Source organism: Prosthecobacter debontii, assembly GCF_900167535.1.
In the GTDB taxonomy this organism is placed as follows: domain Bacteria; phylum Verrucomicrobiota; class Verrucomicrobiia; order Verrucomicrobiales; family Verrucomicrobiaceae; genus Prosthecobacter; species Prosthecobacter debontii.
Genome location: NZ_FUYE01000002.1, coordinates 1 through 16,589, shown reverse-complemented (window position 1 = coordinate 16,589; position 16,589 = coordinate 1). Strand labels below are relative to the sequence as shown.

Annotated in this window: 18 protein-coding genes; 9 read left to right on the top strand and 9 right to left on the bottom strand. The window is 57.5% G+C overall.

Annotation, left to right across the window (positions count from 1 at the left end):
* Positions 1 to 3 precede the first annotated feature (3 nt).
* Complete coding sequence (locus B5D61_RS02580; RefSeq protein WP_176159185.1) at positions 4 to 951, top strand: YHYH protein; 948 nt, start codon at positions 4 to 6, stop codon at positions 949 to 951.
* Between the two features lies 1 nt (position 952).
* Here the strand turns inward: B5D61_RS02580 and B5D61_RS02575 are convergent, their stop codons facing one another.
* The 5 genes from B5D61_RS02575 to B5D61_RS02560 form a co-directional block, all read right to left on the bottom strand.
* Positions 953 to 1,423, bottom strand: coding sequence for a lipocalin family protein (locus B5D61_RS02575; RefSeq protein WP_176159184.1), 471 nt, complete (start codon positions 1,421 to 1,423; stop codon positions 953 to 955).
* Between the two features lie 186 nt (positions 1,424 to 1,609).
* Entirely contained in the window at positions 1,610 to 4,195 is a 2,586-nt protein-coding gene (clpB, locus tag B5D61_RS02570; RefSeq protein ID WP_078811754.1) for an ATP-dependent chaperone ClpB, read from the bottom strand.
* 175 nt (positions 4,196 to 4,370) lie between these two features.
* Positions 4,371 to 4,547: a hypothetical protein gene (locus tag B5D61_RS26065; RefSeq protein WP_176159183.1), complete on the bottom strand. Its 177-nt coding sequence runs from the start codon at positions 4,545 to 4,547 to the stop codon at positions 4,371 to 4,373.
* A gap of 18 nt (positions 4,548 to 4,565) precedes the next feature.
* A complete protein-coding gene (locus B5D61_RS26945; protein ID WP_281251739.1) occupies positions 4,566 to 4,700 on the bottom strand; it encodes a hypothetical protein in 135 nt (44 codons plus the stop codon).
* 46 nt (positions 4,701 to 4,746) lie between these two features.
* The gene (locus tag B5D61_RS02560; protein WP_176159182.1) at positions 4,747 to 6,714 is read right to left on the bottom strand and encodes an acetylxylan esterase; all 1,968 of its coding nucleotides are present in this window, start codon (positions 6,712 to 6,714) and stop codon (positions 4,747 to 4,749) included.
* Positions 6,715 to 6,860: 146 nt separating this feature from the next.
* Between B5D61_RS02560 and B5D61_RS02555 the strand changes: the two genes are divergently transcribed.
* Positions 6,861 to 8,087 carry an aspartate kinase gene (locus B5D61_RS02555; RefSeq protein WP_078811751.1) on the top strand — a complete coding sequence of 409 codons (1,227 nt, stop codon included), beginning with the start codon at positions 6,861 to 6,863 and terminating at the stop codon, positions 8,085 to 8,087.
* Between the two features lie 223 nt (positions 8,088 to 8,310).
* On the opposite strand, the gene gcvH is transcribed toward B5D61_RS02555, so the two are convergent.
* The 3 genes from gcvH to B5D61_RS02540 are packed head-to-tail and all read right to left on the bottom strand — an operon-like array spanning position 8,311 to position 9,954.
* Positions 8,311 to 8,688 (bottom strand): glycine cleavage system protein GcvH, encoded by a 378-nt coding sequence (gene gcvH, locus B5D61_RS02550; protein WP_078811750.1) that lies wholly within the window; start codon positions 8,686 to 8,688, stop codon positions 8,311 to 8,313.
* 27 nt (positions 8,689 to 8,715) lie between these two features.
* Positions 8,716 to 9,315: a 3-isopropylmalate dehydratase small subunit gene (gene leuD / locus B5D61_RS02545; RefSeq protein ID WP_078811749.1), complete on the bottom strand. Its 600-nt coding sequence runs from the start codon at positions 9,313 to 9,315 to the stop codon at positions 8,716 to 8,718.
* A gap of 36 nt (positions 9,316 to 9,351) precedes the next feature.
* Positions 9,352 to 9,954, bottom strand: coding sequence for a hypothetical protein (locus tag B5D61_RS02540; protein ID WP_078811748.1), 603 nt, complete (start codon positions 9,952 to 9,954; stop codon positions 9,352 to 9,354).
* A gap of 113 nt (positions 9,955 to 10,067) precedes the next feature.
* Here B5D61_RS02540 and B5D61_RS02535 point away from each other — a divergent pair, with 113 nt between their 5' ends.
* The 7 genes from B5D61_RS02535 (at position 10,068) to B5D61_RS02505 (ending at position 16,229) form a co-directional block, all read left to right on the top strand.
* Positions 10,068 to 11,213 carry a hypothetical protein gene (locus B5D61_RS02535; RefSeq protein WP_078811747.1) on the top strand — a complete coding sequence of 382 codons (1,146 nt, stop codon included), beginning with the start codon at positions 10,068 to 10,070 and terminating at the stop codon, positions 11,211 to 11,213.
* 211 nt (positions 11,214 to 11,424) lie between these two features.
* Positions 11,425 to 11,907, top strand: a complete 483-nt coding sequence (locus B5D61_RS02530; protein WP_078811746.1) for an MSMEG_0572/Sll0783 family nitrogen starvation response protein — start codon at positions 11,425 to 11,427, stop codon at positions 11,905 to 11,907.
* A 15-nt stretch (positions 11,908 to 11,922) separates the two neighbouring features.
* Positions 11,923 to 12,954 carry a Nit6803 family nitrilase gene (locus B5D61_RS02525; RefSeq protein WP_078811745.1) on the top strand — a complete coding sequence of 344 codons (1,032 nt, stop codon included), beginning with the start codon at positions 11,923 to 11,925 and terminating at the stop codon, positions 12,952 to 12,954.
* Positions 12,902 to 14,035 carry an MSMEG_0568 family radical SAM protein gene (locus B5D61_RS02520; protein WP_217698893.1) on the top strand — a complete coding sequence of 378 codons (1,134 nt, stop codon included), beginning with the start codon at positions 12,902 to 12,904 and terminating at the stop codon, positions 14,033 to 14,035. The genes B5D61_RS02525 and B5D61_RS02520 overlap by 53 nt, the downstream gene beginning before the upstream one ends.
* Before the next feature lie 3 nt (positions 14,036 to 14,038).
* Positions 14,039 to 14,314, top strand: coding sequence for an MSMEG_0570 family nitrogen starvation response protein (locus B5D61_RS02515; protein ID WP_078811743.1), 276 nt, complete (start codon positions 14,039 to 14,041; stop codon positions 14,312 to 14,314).
* 15 nt (positions 14,315 to 14,329) lie between these two features.
* Positions 14,330 to 15,610, top strand: a complete 1,281-nt coding sequence (locus B5D61_RS02510) for an MSMEG_0569 family flavin-dependent oxidoreductase (protein WP_078811742.1) — start codon at positions 14,330 to 14,332, stop codon at positions 15,608 to 15,610.
* A gap of 49 nt (positions 15,611 to 15,659) precedes the next feature.
* Positions 15,660 to 16,229 carry an MSMEG_0567/Sll0786 family nitrogen starvation N-acetyltransferase gene (locus B5D61_RS02505; RefSeq protein WP_078811741.1) on the top strand — a complete coding sequence of 190 codons (570 nt, stop codon included), beginning with the start codon at positions 15,660 to 15,662 and terminating at the stop codon, positions 16,227 to 16,229.
* An 18-nt stretch (positions 16,230 to 16,247) separates the two neighbouring features.
* Here the strand turns inward: B5D61_RS02505 and B5D61_RS02500 are convergent.
* The coding region (locus B5D61_RS02500) for a transposase (RefSeq protein WP_139373018.1) at positions 16,248 to 16,589 on the bottom strand (342 nt) is incomplete at its 5' end.

Below are 16,589 nucleotides of genomic sequence, written 5' to 3'. Positions count from 1 at the left end.
AGTATGAAACGTCTTCCGATTCTTTTGTCGATGCTGACCGGGCTGCTGCTAGCCCAAAACCCCAGCGCCCAAGTGACTCTACGTGAGGAGGGTGGCATGCGTATCGTGGTTTCCAATGGCATTCCTTCTCATGATGTGGGGGCATTCCCTAACCGCAACAACCCCAATGAGATAGCGCCTCAGCAGTATGAATTTCGCATGACCTTGACACCCGAGGTAGCAGCACAACCCACACCTTCGCGGAGAGCCTTTTTTGGTGTGGCCGTCAATGGGGTGCCTTTTGAACCCGGCACCGCCGAGTTCTGGAATCGCGATCCCCGTTCAGGGTGGGTGGCTGAAGCCAAAAGCGGCCAAATCAATCTGGGGCTGGATCAGAATGAGGCGCATGTGCAACCGAACGGGGCCTATCATTATCATGGCTTGCCGAGTGGCTTGGTGAAGCAATTGGGCGGTGAAAAACCGGATCAGATGCTCCTGTTGGGGTGGGCAGCGGATGGCTTTCCCATTTACGCAACGCGCGGACACCAAGCCCCCCAGAACTCCGCCAGTCCATTGGTGAAGATGCGCTCCAGCTATCAACTCAAGAAAGGTAATCGCCCGGGTGGTAGTGGCGGTCCAGGGGGGCGCTATGATGGTTATTACACGGAGGATTTTGAGTTTGTGGCTGGCAGTGGTGATCTCGATGAGTGCAACGGTCGTTTCGGCGTCACGCCTGAATATCCCGAGGGCATCTATCACTATTACATCACGGAAGACTTTCCGTATTTGGGACGACTGTGGAAAGGAACTCCAGATGCAAGTTTTGAAAAGCAAGACGGCGGGCCTCCTGGGGGAGGGCCACCGCGTCGTGGTCGTCGTGGAGGCCCCGGCTTCGGGCCTCCAGGGATGGGCCCTCCGCCGGACGGCGAAGGTCGCCCTCCGCGCGGATTTGGTCCGCCGCGTGACAACTGAATCAATGAATGTTCTGTGGCACTTTTTGGAGCTTAGCTGGATCGTAGCCCTGTTCTTTGAGACGCTGTAAAATCTCCTGATAGGTGGCATCATCGAGGGCGGGCTTACGGCTCAACACCCAGGCCAGCTTCCGGTTGGGATAACCAACGACGCTCCATTGATAATCCTTATCGAGGTCAATGATCAGGTAGGGCACTCGGAATGGCCAAATGAACTGCACCCGCCATTCGGCATTGGTTTCGGTATTGTGAATCCAGGCCGTGCCTTTCCACTGTTCTAGAGGCGCGTCTAGGGTCTTCCGTCGGAACAAGAAAATGTTGTCCAGTTTGCCATCGGGACGCAGGGCATAGCGGTCCAGTGTGCCGACCTTATCCTTCTCCAATGAATAAGGGATGTTGGCAAACACATACCAGTCGCCCATATAGCGCTGGAGATCCACGTGCGACACGGTGCGGAGTGGGGGATGTTTCATGGGGCTAGAGCATGAGGTGATGGCAAGGAGAGCCAGAGCCGAAAGCAGCAGGCGAAAATATGAAGCAGTCTTCATCTCCCGTAGAACGGATCAGCCTTTAAAATGGGTGCCCCGAAGTGATGGATGGTGTCCAAAGAAAAAGCTGCAGCCTCGTGAAAAGCTGCAGCTTCATTTTCCTAAAGTTCGTTAAGCTTTCACAAACTCCACACGTCCATCTTTCAGGACGGCATCGATATGGTCGCCTTCTTTGAAGTTGCCTTCGAGGACGGCGAGGGACAGCGGATCGAGCAGGTGCTTCTGGATGGCGCGTTTCAGAGGGCGGGCACCGAAGACTGGGTCAAATCCAGCATCGGCAAGATAACGCGTGGTGTCATCGCTGACCGTGAGGTGGATGTTCTGTTTGGCGAGGCGATCGATCACACGCTGAAGCTGAATCTTCACGATCTTGTCGAGTTCATTCGCATTCAGACGGTCAAAGATGACGATTTCATCAATGCGATTGAGGAACTCGGGGCGGAAGAATTGCTTCAAGGAGTCACGCACCAGCGCCTCACGTTGCTCGGGGTTCTGCACATCCTGGATGTGCTGGCTGCCGATGTTGCTGGTCATGATGATGACCGTGTTTTTGAAGTCCACAGTGCGGCCTTGGCCATCGGTGATGCGGCCATCGTCCAGCACCTGGAGGAGTGTGTTAAACACATCTGGGTGAGCCTTCTCCACTTCATCGAAGAGCACGACACTGTAAGGACGCCGACGCACGGCTTCGGTGAGCTGACCGCCTTCATCATAACCGACATATCCAGGCGGAGCACCGATGAGACGGCTGACGCTGTGTTTCTCCATGTATTCGCTCATGTCGAGACGAGTCATGGCGTTTTCATCATCGAACAGGAACTCGGCCAGGGCTTTGCAAAGCTCGGTCTTACCCACACCGGTGGGTCCGAGGAAGAGGAAGCTGCCGATGGGGCGGTTCTCATCCTGGATGCCGGCACGAGCACGGCGGACGGCGTTCGACACAGCGACGATGGCGTCCTTTTGACCGATGACGCGGGCAGCCAGACGTTCTTCCATCTTCACCAGCTTGGAGCGTTCGCCTTCTTGCAAACGAGACACGGGAATGCCCGTCCAGTTGGCGACGACTCGGGCAATGTCTTCCTCTGTGACTTCCTCACGCAACAGCGTGGGTTTAGGCGCTGGAGCCTGGGTTTGGTTAGGCTCGTTTTGCAGCTTCTTCTCCAGGTCAGGGATCAATCCATACTGGATCTCTCCAGCGCGAGCAAAGTCTCCCCGGCGTTGGGCTTGTTCCAACTCGGTGCGGAGACGATCAATCTCCTCTTTCACTTTGCGACCCGCATCCACGGCTTCTTTTTCTTTCAGCCATTGAGCCTTCAGAGCCCCAGATTGTTCTTTGAGGTCGGCGATCTCTTTCTCCAGCTTTTCCAAGCGAGCGAGACTGGCAGCGTCCTTTTCCTTTTTCAGGACCTGGCGCTGCATCTCGTGCTGCATGATTTCCCGCTCGATCACATCAATCTCCGTGGGCATGGAGTCGAGTTCGATCTTAATGCGGCTGGCGGCTTCGTCCACGAGGTCAATGGCTTTGTCGGGGAGGAAACGATCCGTGATGTAGCGGTTGCTCAGGGTAGCCGCAGCAATGATGGCACCGTCCTGAATGCGCACGCCGTGGTGCACTTCATAACGTTCTTTCAAACCACGCAGAATGGCGATGGTGTCTTCGACGCTGGGTTCACCCACCATTACGGGCTGAAAGCGACGTTCCAGAGCGGGGTCTTTCTCGATGTATTTGCGATATTCGTCGAGCGTGGTCGCGCCAATACAGCGCAGTTCACCACGGGCAAGCTGCGGCTTGAGCAGGTTGCCTGCGTCCATCGCGCCTTCAGCTTTACCAGCACCGACGATGGTGTGCAGCTCATCAATAAAGAGAATGATCTCCCCTTCGCTGCTGGTGACTTCTTTGAGGAAGGCTTTCAGGCGTTCCTCGAATTCGCCTCGGAACTTCGCCCCGGCCATCATGCCTCCAAGGTCCATGCTGATGAGGCGTTTGCCTTTCAGGGAATCGGGCACGTCACCAGCGACGATACGGCGGGCCAGGCCTTCCGCGATGGCGGTCTTACCCACACCGGGTTCACCGATGAGCACGGGATTGTTTTTGCTGCGGCGACTGAGCACCTGCATGACACGGCGAATCTCTTCATCGCGACCGATGACAGGGTCAATCTTGCCTTGGCGAGCGCGGGCGGTGAGGTCCGTGCCGTATTTTTCCAGGGTCTGGTATTTGCCTTCAGGGTCTTGATCCGTCACACGCTGGCTGCCCCGGACAGCGGCAAGGCCTTTGGAGACGGTGTCATACGTGAGTCCGGCCTGCTTGAGCAGGTCGGCGACATCGGATTTGATTTTGAAGAGTGCGAGCAGGACGTGTTCGACACTGAGGAAATCATCCTTGAGTTTCTTTTGTTCGTCCTCGGCTTTGGTCATGAGTTCGCGGAACTCATTGGAGAGATACAGACTCCCCGTGGCGCCGCTGACTTTCGGCTGACGACTGAGGAGGTTAGCGAGCTGGGTGCTCAGGTTGGCCACGGCCGCTGGGTTGACGGCAGCTTTCTCAAAGAGGGGGCGAGTGATGCCACCCTCTTGATCCAGCAGAGCCGTGAGCAGGTGGGCCGGTTTCAATTCCTGGTGTCCATGACGCGTGGCCACAGACTGAGAGGCATTGAAGGCTTCTTGAAGCTTAACGGTGAATTTTTCAGGAGACATAGGTTGGAGGAGAATCTTTCTACCTCTGGATACGCTTGCACTGTGCCAGGAAGGCGCAATGAGCCGCTAGCCCTTATTTAACAAAGGTGGCGTGAATATTGTCATGCCACTGGGAGGTCGAAGTTTGAGTCGTTTCGTCTCCAAAGAGCGGATCAAATGTGCCATTTGGGCATTTTTAAAAATGCGAGCGCCCAGCGACTTGAAGGATCAGGTCGGTGAGCCAATGCAGCCATAGAAACGACGTGAGACAAAGGGCGGTGTAAAGCATCCACGCAAGGCCCGTCTCCCGCCTCCAGTAGGCCACGATCATACGCAGCAGGATCATCGCATCAAACCAAGCGGCGATCTCCATGCGCCAACTCCCAATCGCTCACAAACAGGGAAGACCAACGATCTGAAGCAGCATCCCGGCGAGCCACGCCGAGACCAGATAGACGAAACGCCGACGTTGAGGCTGGATCGGCAATTCATCTGAATCGTCTGAAAAAGGGGCGGCAACGTCCATGGGCAGGGTCAATGTCTGACAGCACCTTTTGTCCGCGAGTTTAACTTCACAGCCCATTCAGTTTCAGCAGTGCCTCGACATCGCCATACTTCACCGCACCGGGCACAAAGTTCACATCCCAGGGGCTGGTGAGATCGGCGAAGCGGAAGCCGTCGAGCTCGGCGGTGACGCCGTCGAGTTTCAAAACGACACCCGTGACGAGGGCGATGGGGCCTGCCCCTTCGGTGCCGTGGATCTTGAGCTGCTTCACTGGGTATTTTTCCTGATTTTGCATCATGGTGACCATGGTCATCGCATCATGCACACGGCGGGCCAGGAGCGTGGGGTTATAACCGAAGGTGTAGCCGCTGAATTCTCGGAAGTCGTTGGGTTTGGCTTTGAGATTATCACCCGCTTTGGGCTGCTCGGTCGCGCCTTCCAAATACAGCGAAGGGCAGGCGATGGCGATGCCTTGATCCAGTAGCTTTTGGGCAGCGGTGGTGGGCGTTTCACCCTCGAGAATGGAGCTCGGGCCCTTAAGGCTGAGCCAGAGACTGGCTTCGCCGTTCCACTTCGTGGGGTAGAGGAACGTGGCTTCCAACGCTTCATCATCGCGGCTATTGGTGATGCGACCTTTGACGATGAGGAAGTCAGTCTTGTCCTCCTTGCTCAGCATTTCATAGGCGACGTCAGCCGCAGTCGGTGTCTTGCGACCGACGATGGTTTCCCAGGCACTGCCGACCACCTCACGAACTCGAGTCGTGTCCGCCTCCTTCACCAGGCTGTCGATGTTCTTCTCATCCTGAGTGGTCATCCAGGCGCACACGGCTTTTTCATGGGTGTCGCCCACCGCATCGCCCGTGGGAGCGGGATGTTCGGTCGTCCAGACGGTGAGATCGGCTTTAGTGGAAAAGGTGAAGTCCTGCTCCTGAATGGGGCTCTTCAGGCCTAACTGGAAGTGCTTATTGAAGAACTCATACATCGCCAACCGGGAGGGCAGGTTGTAGTTGTGCGGAAACTGCGTGGCGATGTGCGCGGTGATGTGATCCGGCACGCCGAGCATGGCATACAGCTTCTTCAGATCAGGCAGACCCTTGGTTTCCACTTCCTTGGTCCAGTCGTCCGCTGCGGTGATGCCCAGTGGACGTGGGGCGGTGAGTGCGGCGATGTCCACATTGCCTTGATTGATGCGCAGGTAGTGGGTGTTTTCACAGGTGCAGCCGCCCTGCATGGCGGTGGAAACCATCACACAGGGGAACGCGGCCGTAATGCGCGGATCCATGCCCGTGAGCATCATGGTCTGGGTGCCTCCGCCGCTGGCTCCGGTGCAGCCGATGCGGTTTTCATCGATGCCCTCCTGACTGAGCAGGAAATCCAGAGCGCGGACGCTATTCCAGGTGTGCAGGCCAAAGTAGGTCTGCAGCCGGAGATCGGCAGCGGGGCTCAAGAAACCTTCCGGGCCTGCGCCATGCCGATGCACGGGAAACTGGATGGAGTCCGCGTAACCGAGCATGTCATAGTGAAACACCGCACAGCCCATGCGGGCGAGCTGCACACAGCGGGCCTGGAGGGGTGACCTCGCGGCGCATTCTCTCTCCTCAGCTTTCGTATCGAGCTGCTTTTTCAGTGCCTCAGTGCCTAGGCCCACATCCATAAACCGGCCGTCCGGCCAGTGACCGTGTGGGCAGAGGATGGCGGGGATTTTCCCCGTGCGGTTTTTCGGCAGATACAGGCTACCGGTGACGAAATGCCCTGGCAGGCTCTCGAAAAAGACTCGGTCAATGGTGTAATCCTCCCGCTCCACCCGACCATGCACCACGGCATTCAGTGGGGTCTTTTCCGGCATGGGCCAGAGTCCAGAAGCGACCCGCACGCGTTGCTCAATCTCGGCTCGGCGTTCGCTCCAGGCCTGGGCATCGGCCGCGGGGGTAAAGGGAAAGTAGCCATTCAGGTCCCGAATAGGCCGTGGAGATTGCCCACAGGTCAGGGAGGCGGAGCAAAGCAGGAGGGCAGGGAGGAAGAGCCAGGCTTTCATGGGCGGGAGCATGAGAGAGAAGATCGCGGTTTGGGAAGGAAAATTGCACTCAGATCGCGCAGACACCCTTTCTCTTGCCCAACCAAAGATGATTTCCCATTTGCACCCGGGGCTGGCCGTGCCACCTTCGCCGCCCCTTTCCAGCCATGGCCCTCATTGTCCAGAAATACGGCGGCACCTCCGTCGGCAATCCAGAACGCATTCGCAACTGCGCACGTCGCATCCTGGAAACCCAGCGTGCTGGTCACCAAGTGGTGGCTGTCGTCTCCGCCATGTCTGGGGTGACCGATAGCCTCATCAAGCTTGCCAAAGAAGTTTCCCCTGAGCAGGACCCCAGTGAGCGCGAGATGGACGTGCTCCTTTCCACCGGTGAGCAGACCACCATCGCCCTCACCGCCATGGCCATCAATGCCCTGGGTGGCAAAGCCGTCTCGCTGACCGGTGCTCAGGCTGGCATCTCTACGGACCGCGTCCATACCAAGGCCCGCATCGTCAACATCACCCCCGATGCCGTGCATAAGATGCTGGATGAGGGAAATATCGTCATGCTGGCCGGTTTCCAGGGAGAAACGGCCAGCGGCGAAATCACCACCCTCGGCCGTGGTGGCAGTGACCTGACCGCCATCGCCATGGCAGCCGCGATCAAAGCTGATATCTGCCAGATCTACACCGATGTGGACGGTGTCTATACCTGTGACCCTCGTGTGGTGAAAAGTGCCACCAAGATTCAGGAGATCAGCTACGACGAAATGCTCGAGATGGCCTCCAGCGGCAGCAAGGTCATGCAGAGCCGCAGCGTCGAGTTTGCGAAAAAATTTGGTGTCCGCTTCGAAGTGCGCAGCAGCCTTAACAACAACCCAGGAACCCTCGTGAAAGAAGAAACCCCCGGCATGGAATCCGTCGTCGTTCGCGGCGTCAGCCTTGAGCGCAATCAGGCCAAAATCACCATTGATGACGTGCCCGACCGTCCCGGCATCTCCTCCGTGATCTTCGGAGCCATCGCCAGTGCCAACGTCGTCATCGACGTGATCGTGCAGAACGTGTCTTTTGATGGTGAAACCGACATCTCCTTCACCCTCAGCGCCGCCGATCTGCCCAAGGCTGAAAAAGCCCTGCGCGAGATCCTGCCGACCTTGGGTGACAAAGTGACCCTGCGCACCGAATCCGGCGTGGCTAAGCTGAGCGTTGTCGGCATCGGCATGCGCAGCCACAGCGGTGTCGCCGCCCGCATGTTCAAAGCCCTGGCCGACGTGAGCGCCAACATCCTCATGATCTCCACCAGCGAGATCAAGACCGCCGTCATTGTGAAAGAAGCCGACATCGAGAAGGCTTCCGTCGCGGTGCATACGGCTTTCGGTCTGGACGCCGCGTAATTCGAATCAACCCAGCCCTTTCAAAAACCCGCCTGGAGCAATCCGGGCGGGTTTTTTGTGCCGGATTGGGTTGGGAGTCCCTGTCTTAGGCGGAATCAAGGTTACGCAAAATCCTCGCATTCCGCCTGAAAGCGGGGCTCCGAAGGTCGAAGAGATGAAAGTCGGAAACCAAACACCCCACCTCAGAAGCTGAAGTGGGGTGTTCCAAAGGATTAAACAACGATCAGCCGATGTGCGCCTTGTATGTGGTGGCATCCATCAGGGCAGCGGCATCCGCCGCGTTGCTGGCCTTGATCTTGAAGATCCAGCCAGCACCGTAGGGATCGGTGTTGATAAGGCCAGGATCGCTGTTGAGGGCTTCGTTCACTTCCACGATCTCGCCACTCACCGGAGCGTAGATATCGCTGGCCGCTTTCACGGATTCAACCACACAGACCTGCTGACCTGCGGTCGCCGGTCCGAGCTTGGGGAGTTCGACGAAAACCACGTCTGTCAGCTCCGCTTGGGCATGATCGGTGATTCCCACCGGGCTGATTTCCTGAGTGGGGTCCACCCACTCGTGAGAGTCACGGTAACGAAGTTGATCGGGAACGTTGCTCATGGTGGGTGGTGCAGAGTGTTGAAGGAATTATTTGACCCAGCCCATCTCAGTCATGCGGCTGTGAATGGCGTCTTTGGCTTCCAGGAGTTCGGCGATGGGGTCCCACTTGCCTGCGGTCAGCGCATCGTGAGCGGTGGAGGGGATCTTCACGCTGAAGCTGTCGTCACCGTAAACGACACGGCTGTTTGCCACGTCCACAGTCACTTCCAGAGCTGGGTTCACGTCCACAGCAGCAGCCACTTTGGCGATGTCAGCGGCGGTTGCGACCACACACGGGATGCCCAGAGTGGTGCAGTTGCCAAAGAAGATCTCAGCGAAGCTCTCGGCGATGATGGCGCGGAAACCGAAGCGGTAAAGAGCCTGAGGGGCGTGCTCACGGGAGCTGCCGCAGCCGAAGTTCGGGCCAGAAAGCAGGATGGAGGCTCCTTGATGGCGAGGATCGTCCACCGGATGGCCAGTCGGTTTGCCGTCCTTATCGAAGCGCACGTCGTAGAAAGCGAACTCACCGAGGCCGTCAAAGGTGACGCACTTCATGAAACGGGCTGGAATGATGCGGTCCGTGTCAATGTCGGAACCTGGAACGTGAACGGCAGTGCCGGTGACTTGGGTGATCTTTGCGAGGGCCATGGTGAACTTGCACTCATACCCAGGAACTGGCGACACTCAAGCCCCAACCCGCGCCCGATGAAAGACCCAGCCGATGCCTGCCCCGAAGCCGAGACCGTAGCAGAGGCCCCAGGAGAGTTTGCCCATCATCAGGGCCTGAGCTTTTTCGGTTTTGCCCAAATCCACATCTTTCGCCAGCGGCACCCAGTAATCATACATGGCCGAATCTCCGGCGAAGTATCCTGCGGTGTGAAGGACGAATAACCCCAAGGCGGCTCCCAGCCACCCGCGAGTGGAACCCAGGATTTTCATACAGATCCAGGTGAAGGCCACGCAGCCTGCGGCTGCCCCCACCCACTCCCCAAGTCTGCCTCGTAGGCCGAACCACGCGATGCACCAGACCACCGCGTAGATCAGAAAAGCGGGAAGAAAGGCTCGATAAAAACGCTTCGCGCCACCCGCCAGGGGCCCCAGGACGAGACCTGAAAGCCCTAAAAACACGGCAGCAATGGCCGCATACATGCCGAGCTCGCCCCCGACGTTGCGGAAGTAACCCGCTCCGAAAGCCCAAACGGAGAAGGCCGCGAGGCTAACCAAAGCAAAGCCCAGCGCGCCGTGAAGGAGATCGATCAGGAGGCTGCGGGATGGCGTCGTGGACATTCGATCCTTTAACGTGGGGCTCATCGCCGATCTTAGCTGGAATCAGTATTCGGGGGGCATGGATGACAATTACGCTGGCTATCAAGGAGGTCAGTATCTAACATCCCTCTTTCATGATGAAAGCGTCCCGATGGCTCTTGGTTTTTGGCTTACTTTTCAGCGCGGCTTTTCATACTTATGGACAGAGCACAGATTTGGAAGGCTGGACGACCATTTTAGGAGGAGCCCATGAACTCGAGGCTTTTCCAACACAGCAGGTGGAGATAGACAAAGAATTCCTGCATGTCCGATCAGGAGCAGGTGTGTTGGTGCCTCAACCGAGCCCGAATGGTGCTATCCGCGCGCGTTTTCATTTCCTGACGGGCACGACTTTTCCGCAGTTGCGGATTCGGCGGAGTGCTGACGGCGGCACCGACGAGGCGGCTTATTACAATCTGATCATGTTCATTCGAGACGGGCAGTCTGAATTGAAGAAGTTTGATATCATGAAAATCATCCCCAAGCAGCAGGGGAAGGTCATCGGCACCGTTCACTTACCTCAGTCACTGCGCATCGGAGATCAGATGGATATCGAATTCTCCGCCGTGGGTAATCGCCTGCAAATCTCCGTCGATGGGAAACCTTCTTTGGAGATTCAGGACGATGCCATTCCGACGTCAGGCTATTGGGGCCCCGCGGCAGGCAATGCTTGGTTTTCAAACATCCAGGTGCGCAGCCTCACTCTCGATGGTAAACCCACCTCAGCTGTTGCCTCGGCTCTCCAGGTGATGGTGGCGAAGTATCCCAAACTGGCTGAGTTGCATGCGGCGTATGAAGTAGTCCGCCAGCGGAATGTGGAGGTTCCATATCAGGAAGGGGTGAAGGCACTGAATGCACATTATCAAGCCGCGCTGGATCGATCGCTGGCGGAGGCGACCCAAGCTTCAAAGCTCGATGATGCTCTGGCCATTCGGGACGAGAAAAAACGCGTCGAGGAAAACAAACCGATCCCTTCAGCGGCAGCTCTTGGGGTAACCGTGCTGAAGTCTTTGCAGGCGACTTATCGTTCGTCTCTCCAACGCTTGGCCGAAGCTCGTGATCAAGCCGAGATCTCGACTCTGATGACCTATGACCGAACGTTGGAGACGGCCCTCAATGAACGCACACAAGCAGCCGACCTAGAGGGGGCTCTCTTGGTCAAACAGATGCGAGTCCTGCTCCAATCGGGCATCGAAAAGATGGGCCGAAACGCGATCTACCGGTTTGAACAAACCAAGTGAGTCGGGTGAGCTAACCAAAGATTGAGCCTGTGAGAAAGGCGTAGGCCTAAGGCTGCGCAAATTCATGCAACGGTTTGCATGAATCACGCTTCTGCGAGGAAAGGTTGGCACGGGCGGTGGCACTGGCAGTGCTGCTTTGAGGAGCATGCCCTGGCGGTTGCTGGTGGCATGTCATCCTCACTCAAAGTCCACATTCAAAACCTAACGAATTATGCCTGAAGTAACCCACCCTGCTCACAAAGACGGAGACATCTTGGTCAACTATGAAGAGAAAGTCTTCGAGGACGTGAAGGCCAATCCCGGGGAGAAAGCCCTGGTCACCTTTCACGGTGTCGCTCATGAGGGCTCCATTGGTCTGGTCAATACTCTGGTGGCCACCCGCCTGCTGCGCAAAGGCTATGAGACCTCCATCCTGCTCTATGGTCCTGGTGTGACCATGGGCTTCCAGAAGGGTTTCCCCACGCTCGGCGATGAAGCTTTCCCCGGCCACCTGCTGGTGAATAAGCGTCTTGCTCAGTTCATGGCGGAAGGTGGCAAGATCTACGCCTGCCGGTTCTCCACTCAGGCTTTGTATGGCCAGACGGAGAAAGCCTTCATCCCCGGCATCATCCCAATCAACCCGCTGGACGTCCTGGATATCAATCTCATCCACGGCCGTGCGGGTGCCGTGGTCATCCATTCCTGGAACCTCTGATCGTCCTTCTTTTATATGGCGACAATTCGAGCAGCAGCGGTGCAGATCGCACCGGATCTTACCAGTGCCGAAGGCACGGTGGATCGCATCTGCCGGGCCGTGGCGGACGCCGCTGCCCAGGGGGTGGAGATCGCGGTATTCCCGGAGACCTTCGTCCCTTATTATCCCTACTTCAGCTTCGTGGAGCCGCCGGTGAGTGCCGGGAAGGAGCACCTGCGGCTTTATGAAAATGCGGTGGAGATTCCTGGATGGGTGCCTGAGGTGCTGAGCCAGCAGGCGCAAAAGCACAGCATGGTCCTCGTCGTCGGGGTGAACGAGCGTGAGCAAGGGTCGCTCTACAACACGCAGCTTATCTTTGATGCCGATGGCACCCTTGCGCTGAAACGCCGCAAGATCACGCCCACCTACCACGAGCGCATGATCTGGGGGCAGGGGGATGGCTCGGGCATGAAGGTCGTGCAGACGGAGGTTGGTCGGGTGGGGGCTCTCGCTTGCTGGGAGCATTACAACCCTCTTGCCCGCTTCAGCCTCATGGCCCAGCATGAGCAGATCCACTGCGCGCAGTTTCCCGGCAGCATGGTGGGGCCGATCTTTCGGGATCAGATCGAAGTGACCATCCGGCATCACGCTCTGGAATCCGGCTGCTTCGTCATCAACTCCACGGGCTGGCTGACCGATGAGCAAATCACCTCCATCACCGGCGATCCGAAGATGCAAAAGGCGCTGCGAGGTGGCTGCTACACGGCGATCATTTCGCCCGAGGGAGCCCTGATGAGTGAACCCATTACGGAGGGGGAAGGCATGGCGATTGCTGATCTCGACTTTGCCCTCATCACGAAACGCAAACGCATGATGGACAGCGTCGGTCATTACTCACGGCCCGACATCTTCACCCTGCGTCAAAACTTCCAGGAAAACCTCCAGGTCATGCCGAAAAACGGCGTGCCGTCAGCCACCGAAGAATCCTGGCCTAACACTCAACTCAATCACGATCATGATGACCTACGAGACCGCCTTGGTCAGCCGGAAGCAATGGCTGCTGTCTGAGTTGCAATCCCTCGGGCTGCGCATGCTGGATGAGGCCTCTTCCGCCTCCAGCCGACGAGGCGGTGCGGGTCCCAGCGATCATAAAGCCGTGTCTATCATGGGCACGACGATCATGGTGCCCATCCACACGCGTCCGGCGCATCACTCGCCCTTCACGGCGAGTGTTCCTGGTAATGATGGTCGCGCCATGTTGTATCGCGACGGCGAACCGGAATCGCCTATCCTGTTTCCGCGTCAGCCGCGCTTTTACTCGATGGAGACTGAGGAGGGCATTCCATATTGGAAGATCGCCCAACTGCACTCTCACAACGTGTTGGCAACAACGGTGCTGCAAACCTGCATCCGTTATGGCAATACCTCCACGAAGTGCCAGTTCTGCGCCATTGGTGAATCGCTGAAAGGCGACCGCACCATTGCCCGCAAGACCCCGGAGCAACTGGCGGAAGTGGCGGAGGCGGCCAAGCGATTCGACGGCATCGAGCAAGTGGTTCTCACCACAGGCACACCACCCACGGAGGATCGCGGTGCGGCCGTGCTGACGGAAGTGGCTCGTGCCATCAAGCTGCGCACGGGTTTGGCCATCCAGGCACAGTGCGAACCTCCAGCGGACTTCATCTGGTTCAGACATCTGCATGAGGCCGGAGTGGATTCTCTGGGCATGCATCTGGAGGCCTGGGATGAAGAGGTGCGTGCCCGCATCATGCCGGGGAAGGCCCAGGTGCCGGTGTCCTACTACCTCAAAGCCTTCCAAGCCGCCGTGGAGGTTTTTGGGCGAGGTCAGGTCAGTACCTATCTGCTCGCGGGGTTGGGTGATACAAAAGAAAGTTTGTTAGGCGCTTGTCAGCAGCTCATCGCCCTCGGTGTGTATCCCTTCGTGGTGCCCTTTGTGCCCATTGGTGGAACGCAGCTTGAGAACCGTCCGCCGCCGTCCTCGGACTTCATGCGCTCCATCCTCCTCCCGCTCGGGGAGATGCTCACGGCTGCGGGCATGACCTCGGACACGGTGAAGGCGGGCTGTGCCAAATGCGGGGCCTGTTCCTCACTCTCTTCCTTTGAAAAACAAACGTCCTGCGCTGCCTGATCCATGCCCGCTGTCCATTACACCGTTGAACTGCCGGATGGCACCCGTCGGCAGTGTTACTCTCCCTCCACCGTCATTCACGATCATTTCAAAAAGGGCGAGGTTATGCCCATGAAGGACTTCATTACCCGCAGCCGCACGGCCCTGAACGCCGCCAGCGAGCGAGTGCGCCAGCGTTTCGGTTTCGCCTGCTCGTCCGCCATGGACCAGCTCAGCGAGATCGAGGGCTGGGGCCGCAGCTATCCCGCCGACCAGACGGTCCGCATCATCAGTCTCTGAACTCATTTCGTTTCCATGGAAACCCACTATCCAGTCATCATCATCGGCGGCGGTCAGGCCGGCCTGTCCATGAGCTACTGCCTGAAGGAAAAAGGCATTGCTCACCTCATCTTTGAAAAAAACCGCATGGCCGAATCCTGGCGCAGCAAACGTTGGGACTCCTTTTGCCTCGTCACGCCGAACTGGCAATGCACACTTCCTGGCTTTCACTACACCGGCGATGATCCGAAGGGCTTCATGGTGAAGGAGCAGATCATCGAATACATCGAAGCCTATGCGCGTTCCTTCAATCCACCACTCAAAGAAGGCGTGTCCGTCTCTCGCTTGCGCCGCAACGATTCAGGTGTGTTTGAGGTGAAAACCGATCTGGGTGATTTCACTGCCGATCAAGTGGTGGTCGCCACGGGTGGTTATCAAACAGCTCGCCTGCCTCGTATGACCGAGCGTTTCCCGGCAGGGATCACGCAACTGCATTCGTCCGACTACAAGAACGCGAATGCCCTCCCTCCAGGTGAAGTGCTCGTCGTCGGCACGGGTCAGTCTGGTTGCCAGATCGCGGAGGACTTGCATCTAGCCGGACGCAAGGTGCATCTCTGCGTCGGCGGTGCCCCTCGCACAGCGAGACGTTATCGCGGGCGGGATGTGGTCGAGTGGCTGCATGACATGGGTTATTATGATCTGCCGATTCATGAACATCCGAAAAAGGACACTGTCCGCGCCAAGGCCAATCACTACGTGACCGGGCGTGATGGTGGACGCGACATTGACCTGCGGCGTTTTGCCGTGGAGGGCATGCAGCTCTATGGGCGGCTCAAGGAGATCAACGGCACGACATTGACCTTCGCCGATGATCTCAAACAAAACCTGGATCAGGCTGATACGGTGGCGGATAGCATCAAGACGACGATTGATAAACACATCGCGGCCAAGGGCATTGAGGCTCCACATGAGGATCGTTATTCGCCCCTGTGGCATCCTGAGGAGAGGCCTCTGTCACTCGACTTTGCGCAGACGGGCATCACCAGCATCATCTGGAGCATGGGCTATGGCACCGACTATCGCTGGCTGGAGGTCCCGCTCTTTGATGGCAAAGGTTATCCGAGCCATGATCGCGGTATCACCACGGTGCCAGGGGTCTATTTCATCGGGCTTCCGTGGCAATACACCTGGGGTAGCGGTCGCTTCTCGGGGGTTGCTCAAGATGCGCGTTATCTGGCCCAGGCCATCGAGTCCCGTTATGTGTCACCCAAGGCGGCCGTGGGTCATATTTTAAACATGTGGGCGCTCGGCTCCTAGCAATCTGGCATGCCTCCTGCGGACTGAAACCTTAACACACCTTCATGTCATGCTTTTTGATAACTACCCTCCGTTCCGCCCGCGTGATTTTGTCTTTAAGATCGCGAGCACACCCAATGAACTCGCCGGTTACTGGGCGCTGAGAAGAGCGGTGTTCTGTGAAGAGCAACATGTCTTTCATGATGGCGATGATCGTGATGCCATTGATGAGCATGCCTACCCCATCATCTGTGCTACGCTAGTCGCTGGCATGGTGGACGAGGTGATCGGCACCGTGCGTATTGACGAGCGCGCACCTCGCCTCTGGTATGGCAGCCGTCTGTGTGTGCATCGCGACTATCGCCGTCTCACCGAGATGAGCAGCAGTGTCAGCGTGCGCAGTCATCAGCCGGTGTATCGCGGGTTCGGTGCTATCGGTGCAGGCTTGATTTACAAAGCGGTGTCCACGGCTAACAAAATAGGTTGTGATGAGTTCCTGGCGGATGTGCAGGAGCAGAACGCCAAATTCTTCCAGCGTCTGCACTGGCAGCGATTGGGGGAGCGGCAACTGCATGGTCGCTTACATGTGCATATGCGGGCGGAACTGCCTCATTATCCTCCGGCGGCGATGGTGGCGTAGGCTACTGGAGTAACTGTGTTAAAGGCAAGTGTTAGAAGAAGTTTTTTTAAAGTGGCGAGCGAGGATAGCATTGAGATGGATCAGCAACTTGCGGGCCGTCGCCACCAGCGCCACTTTGGACGGCTTGCCGGCTTCCTTCAGACGCTTGTAGAACACCTTCAGTTCTGGATTATGGCGGCTGGCCGCCAACGCTGCCATGTAAAGCACACGCCGCACACAGCTGCGTCCGCCTGAGATAAAACGCCGCCCACGCCATTTGCCACTGTCCCGGTTGTAAGGCGCTAGGCCTGCCAGCGCCGCGATCTGCCCTCGCGATACTTTGCCCAACTCCGGCAGCGCTGCGAGCAACTGGCGACTGGT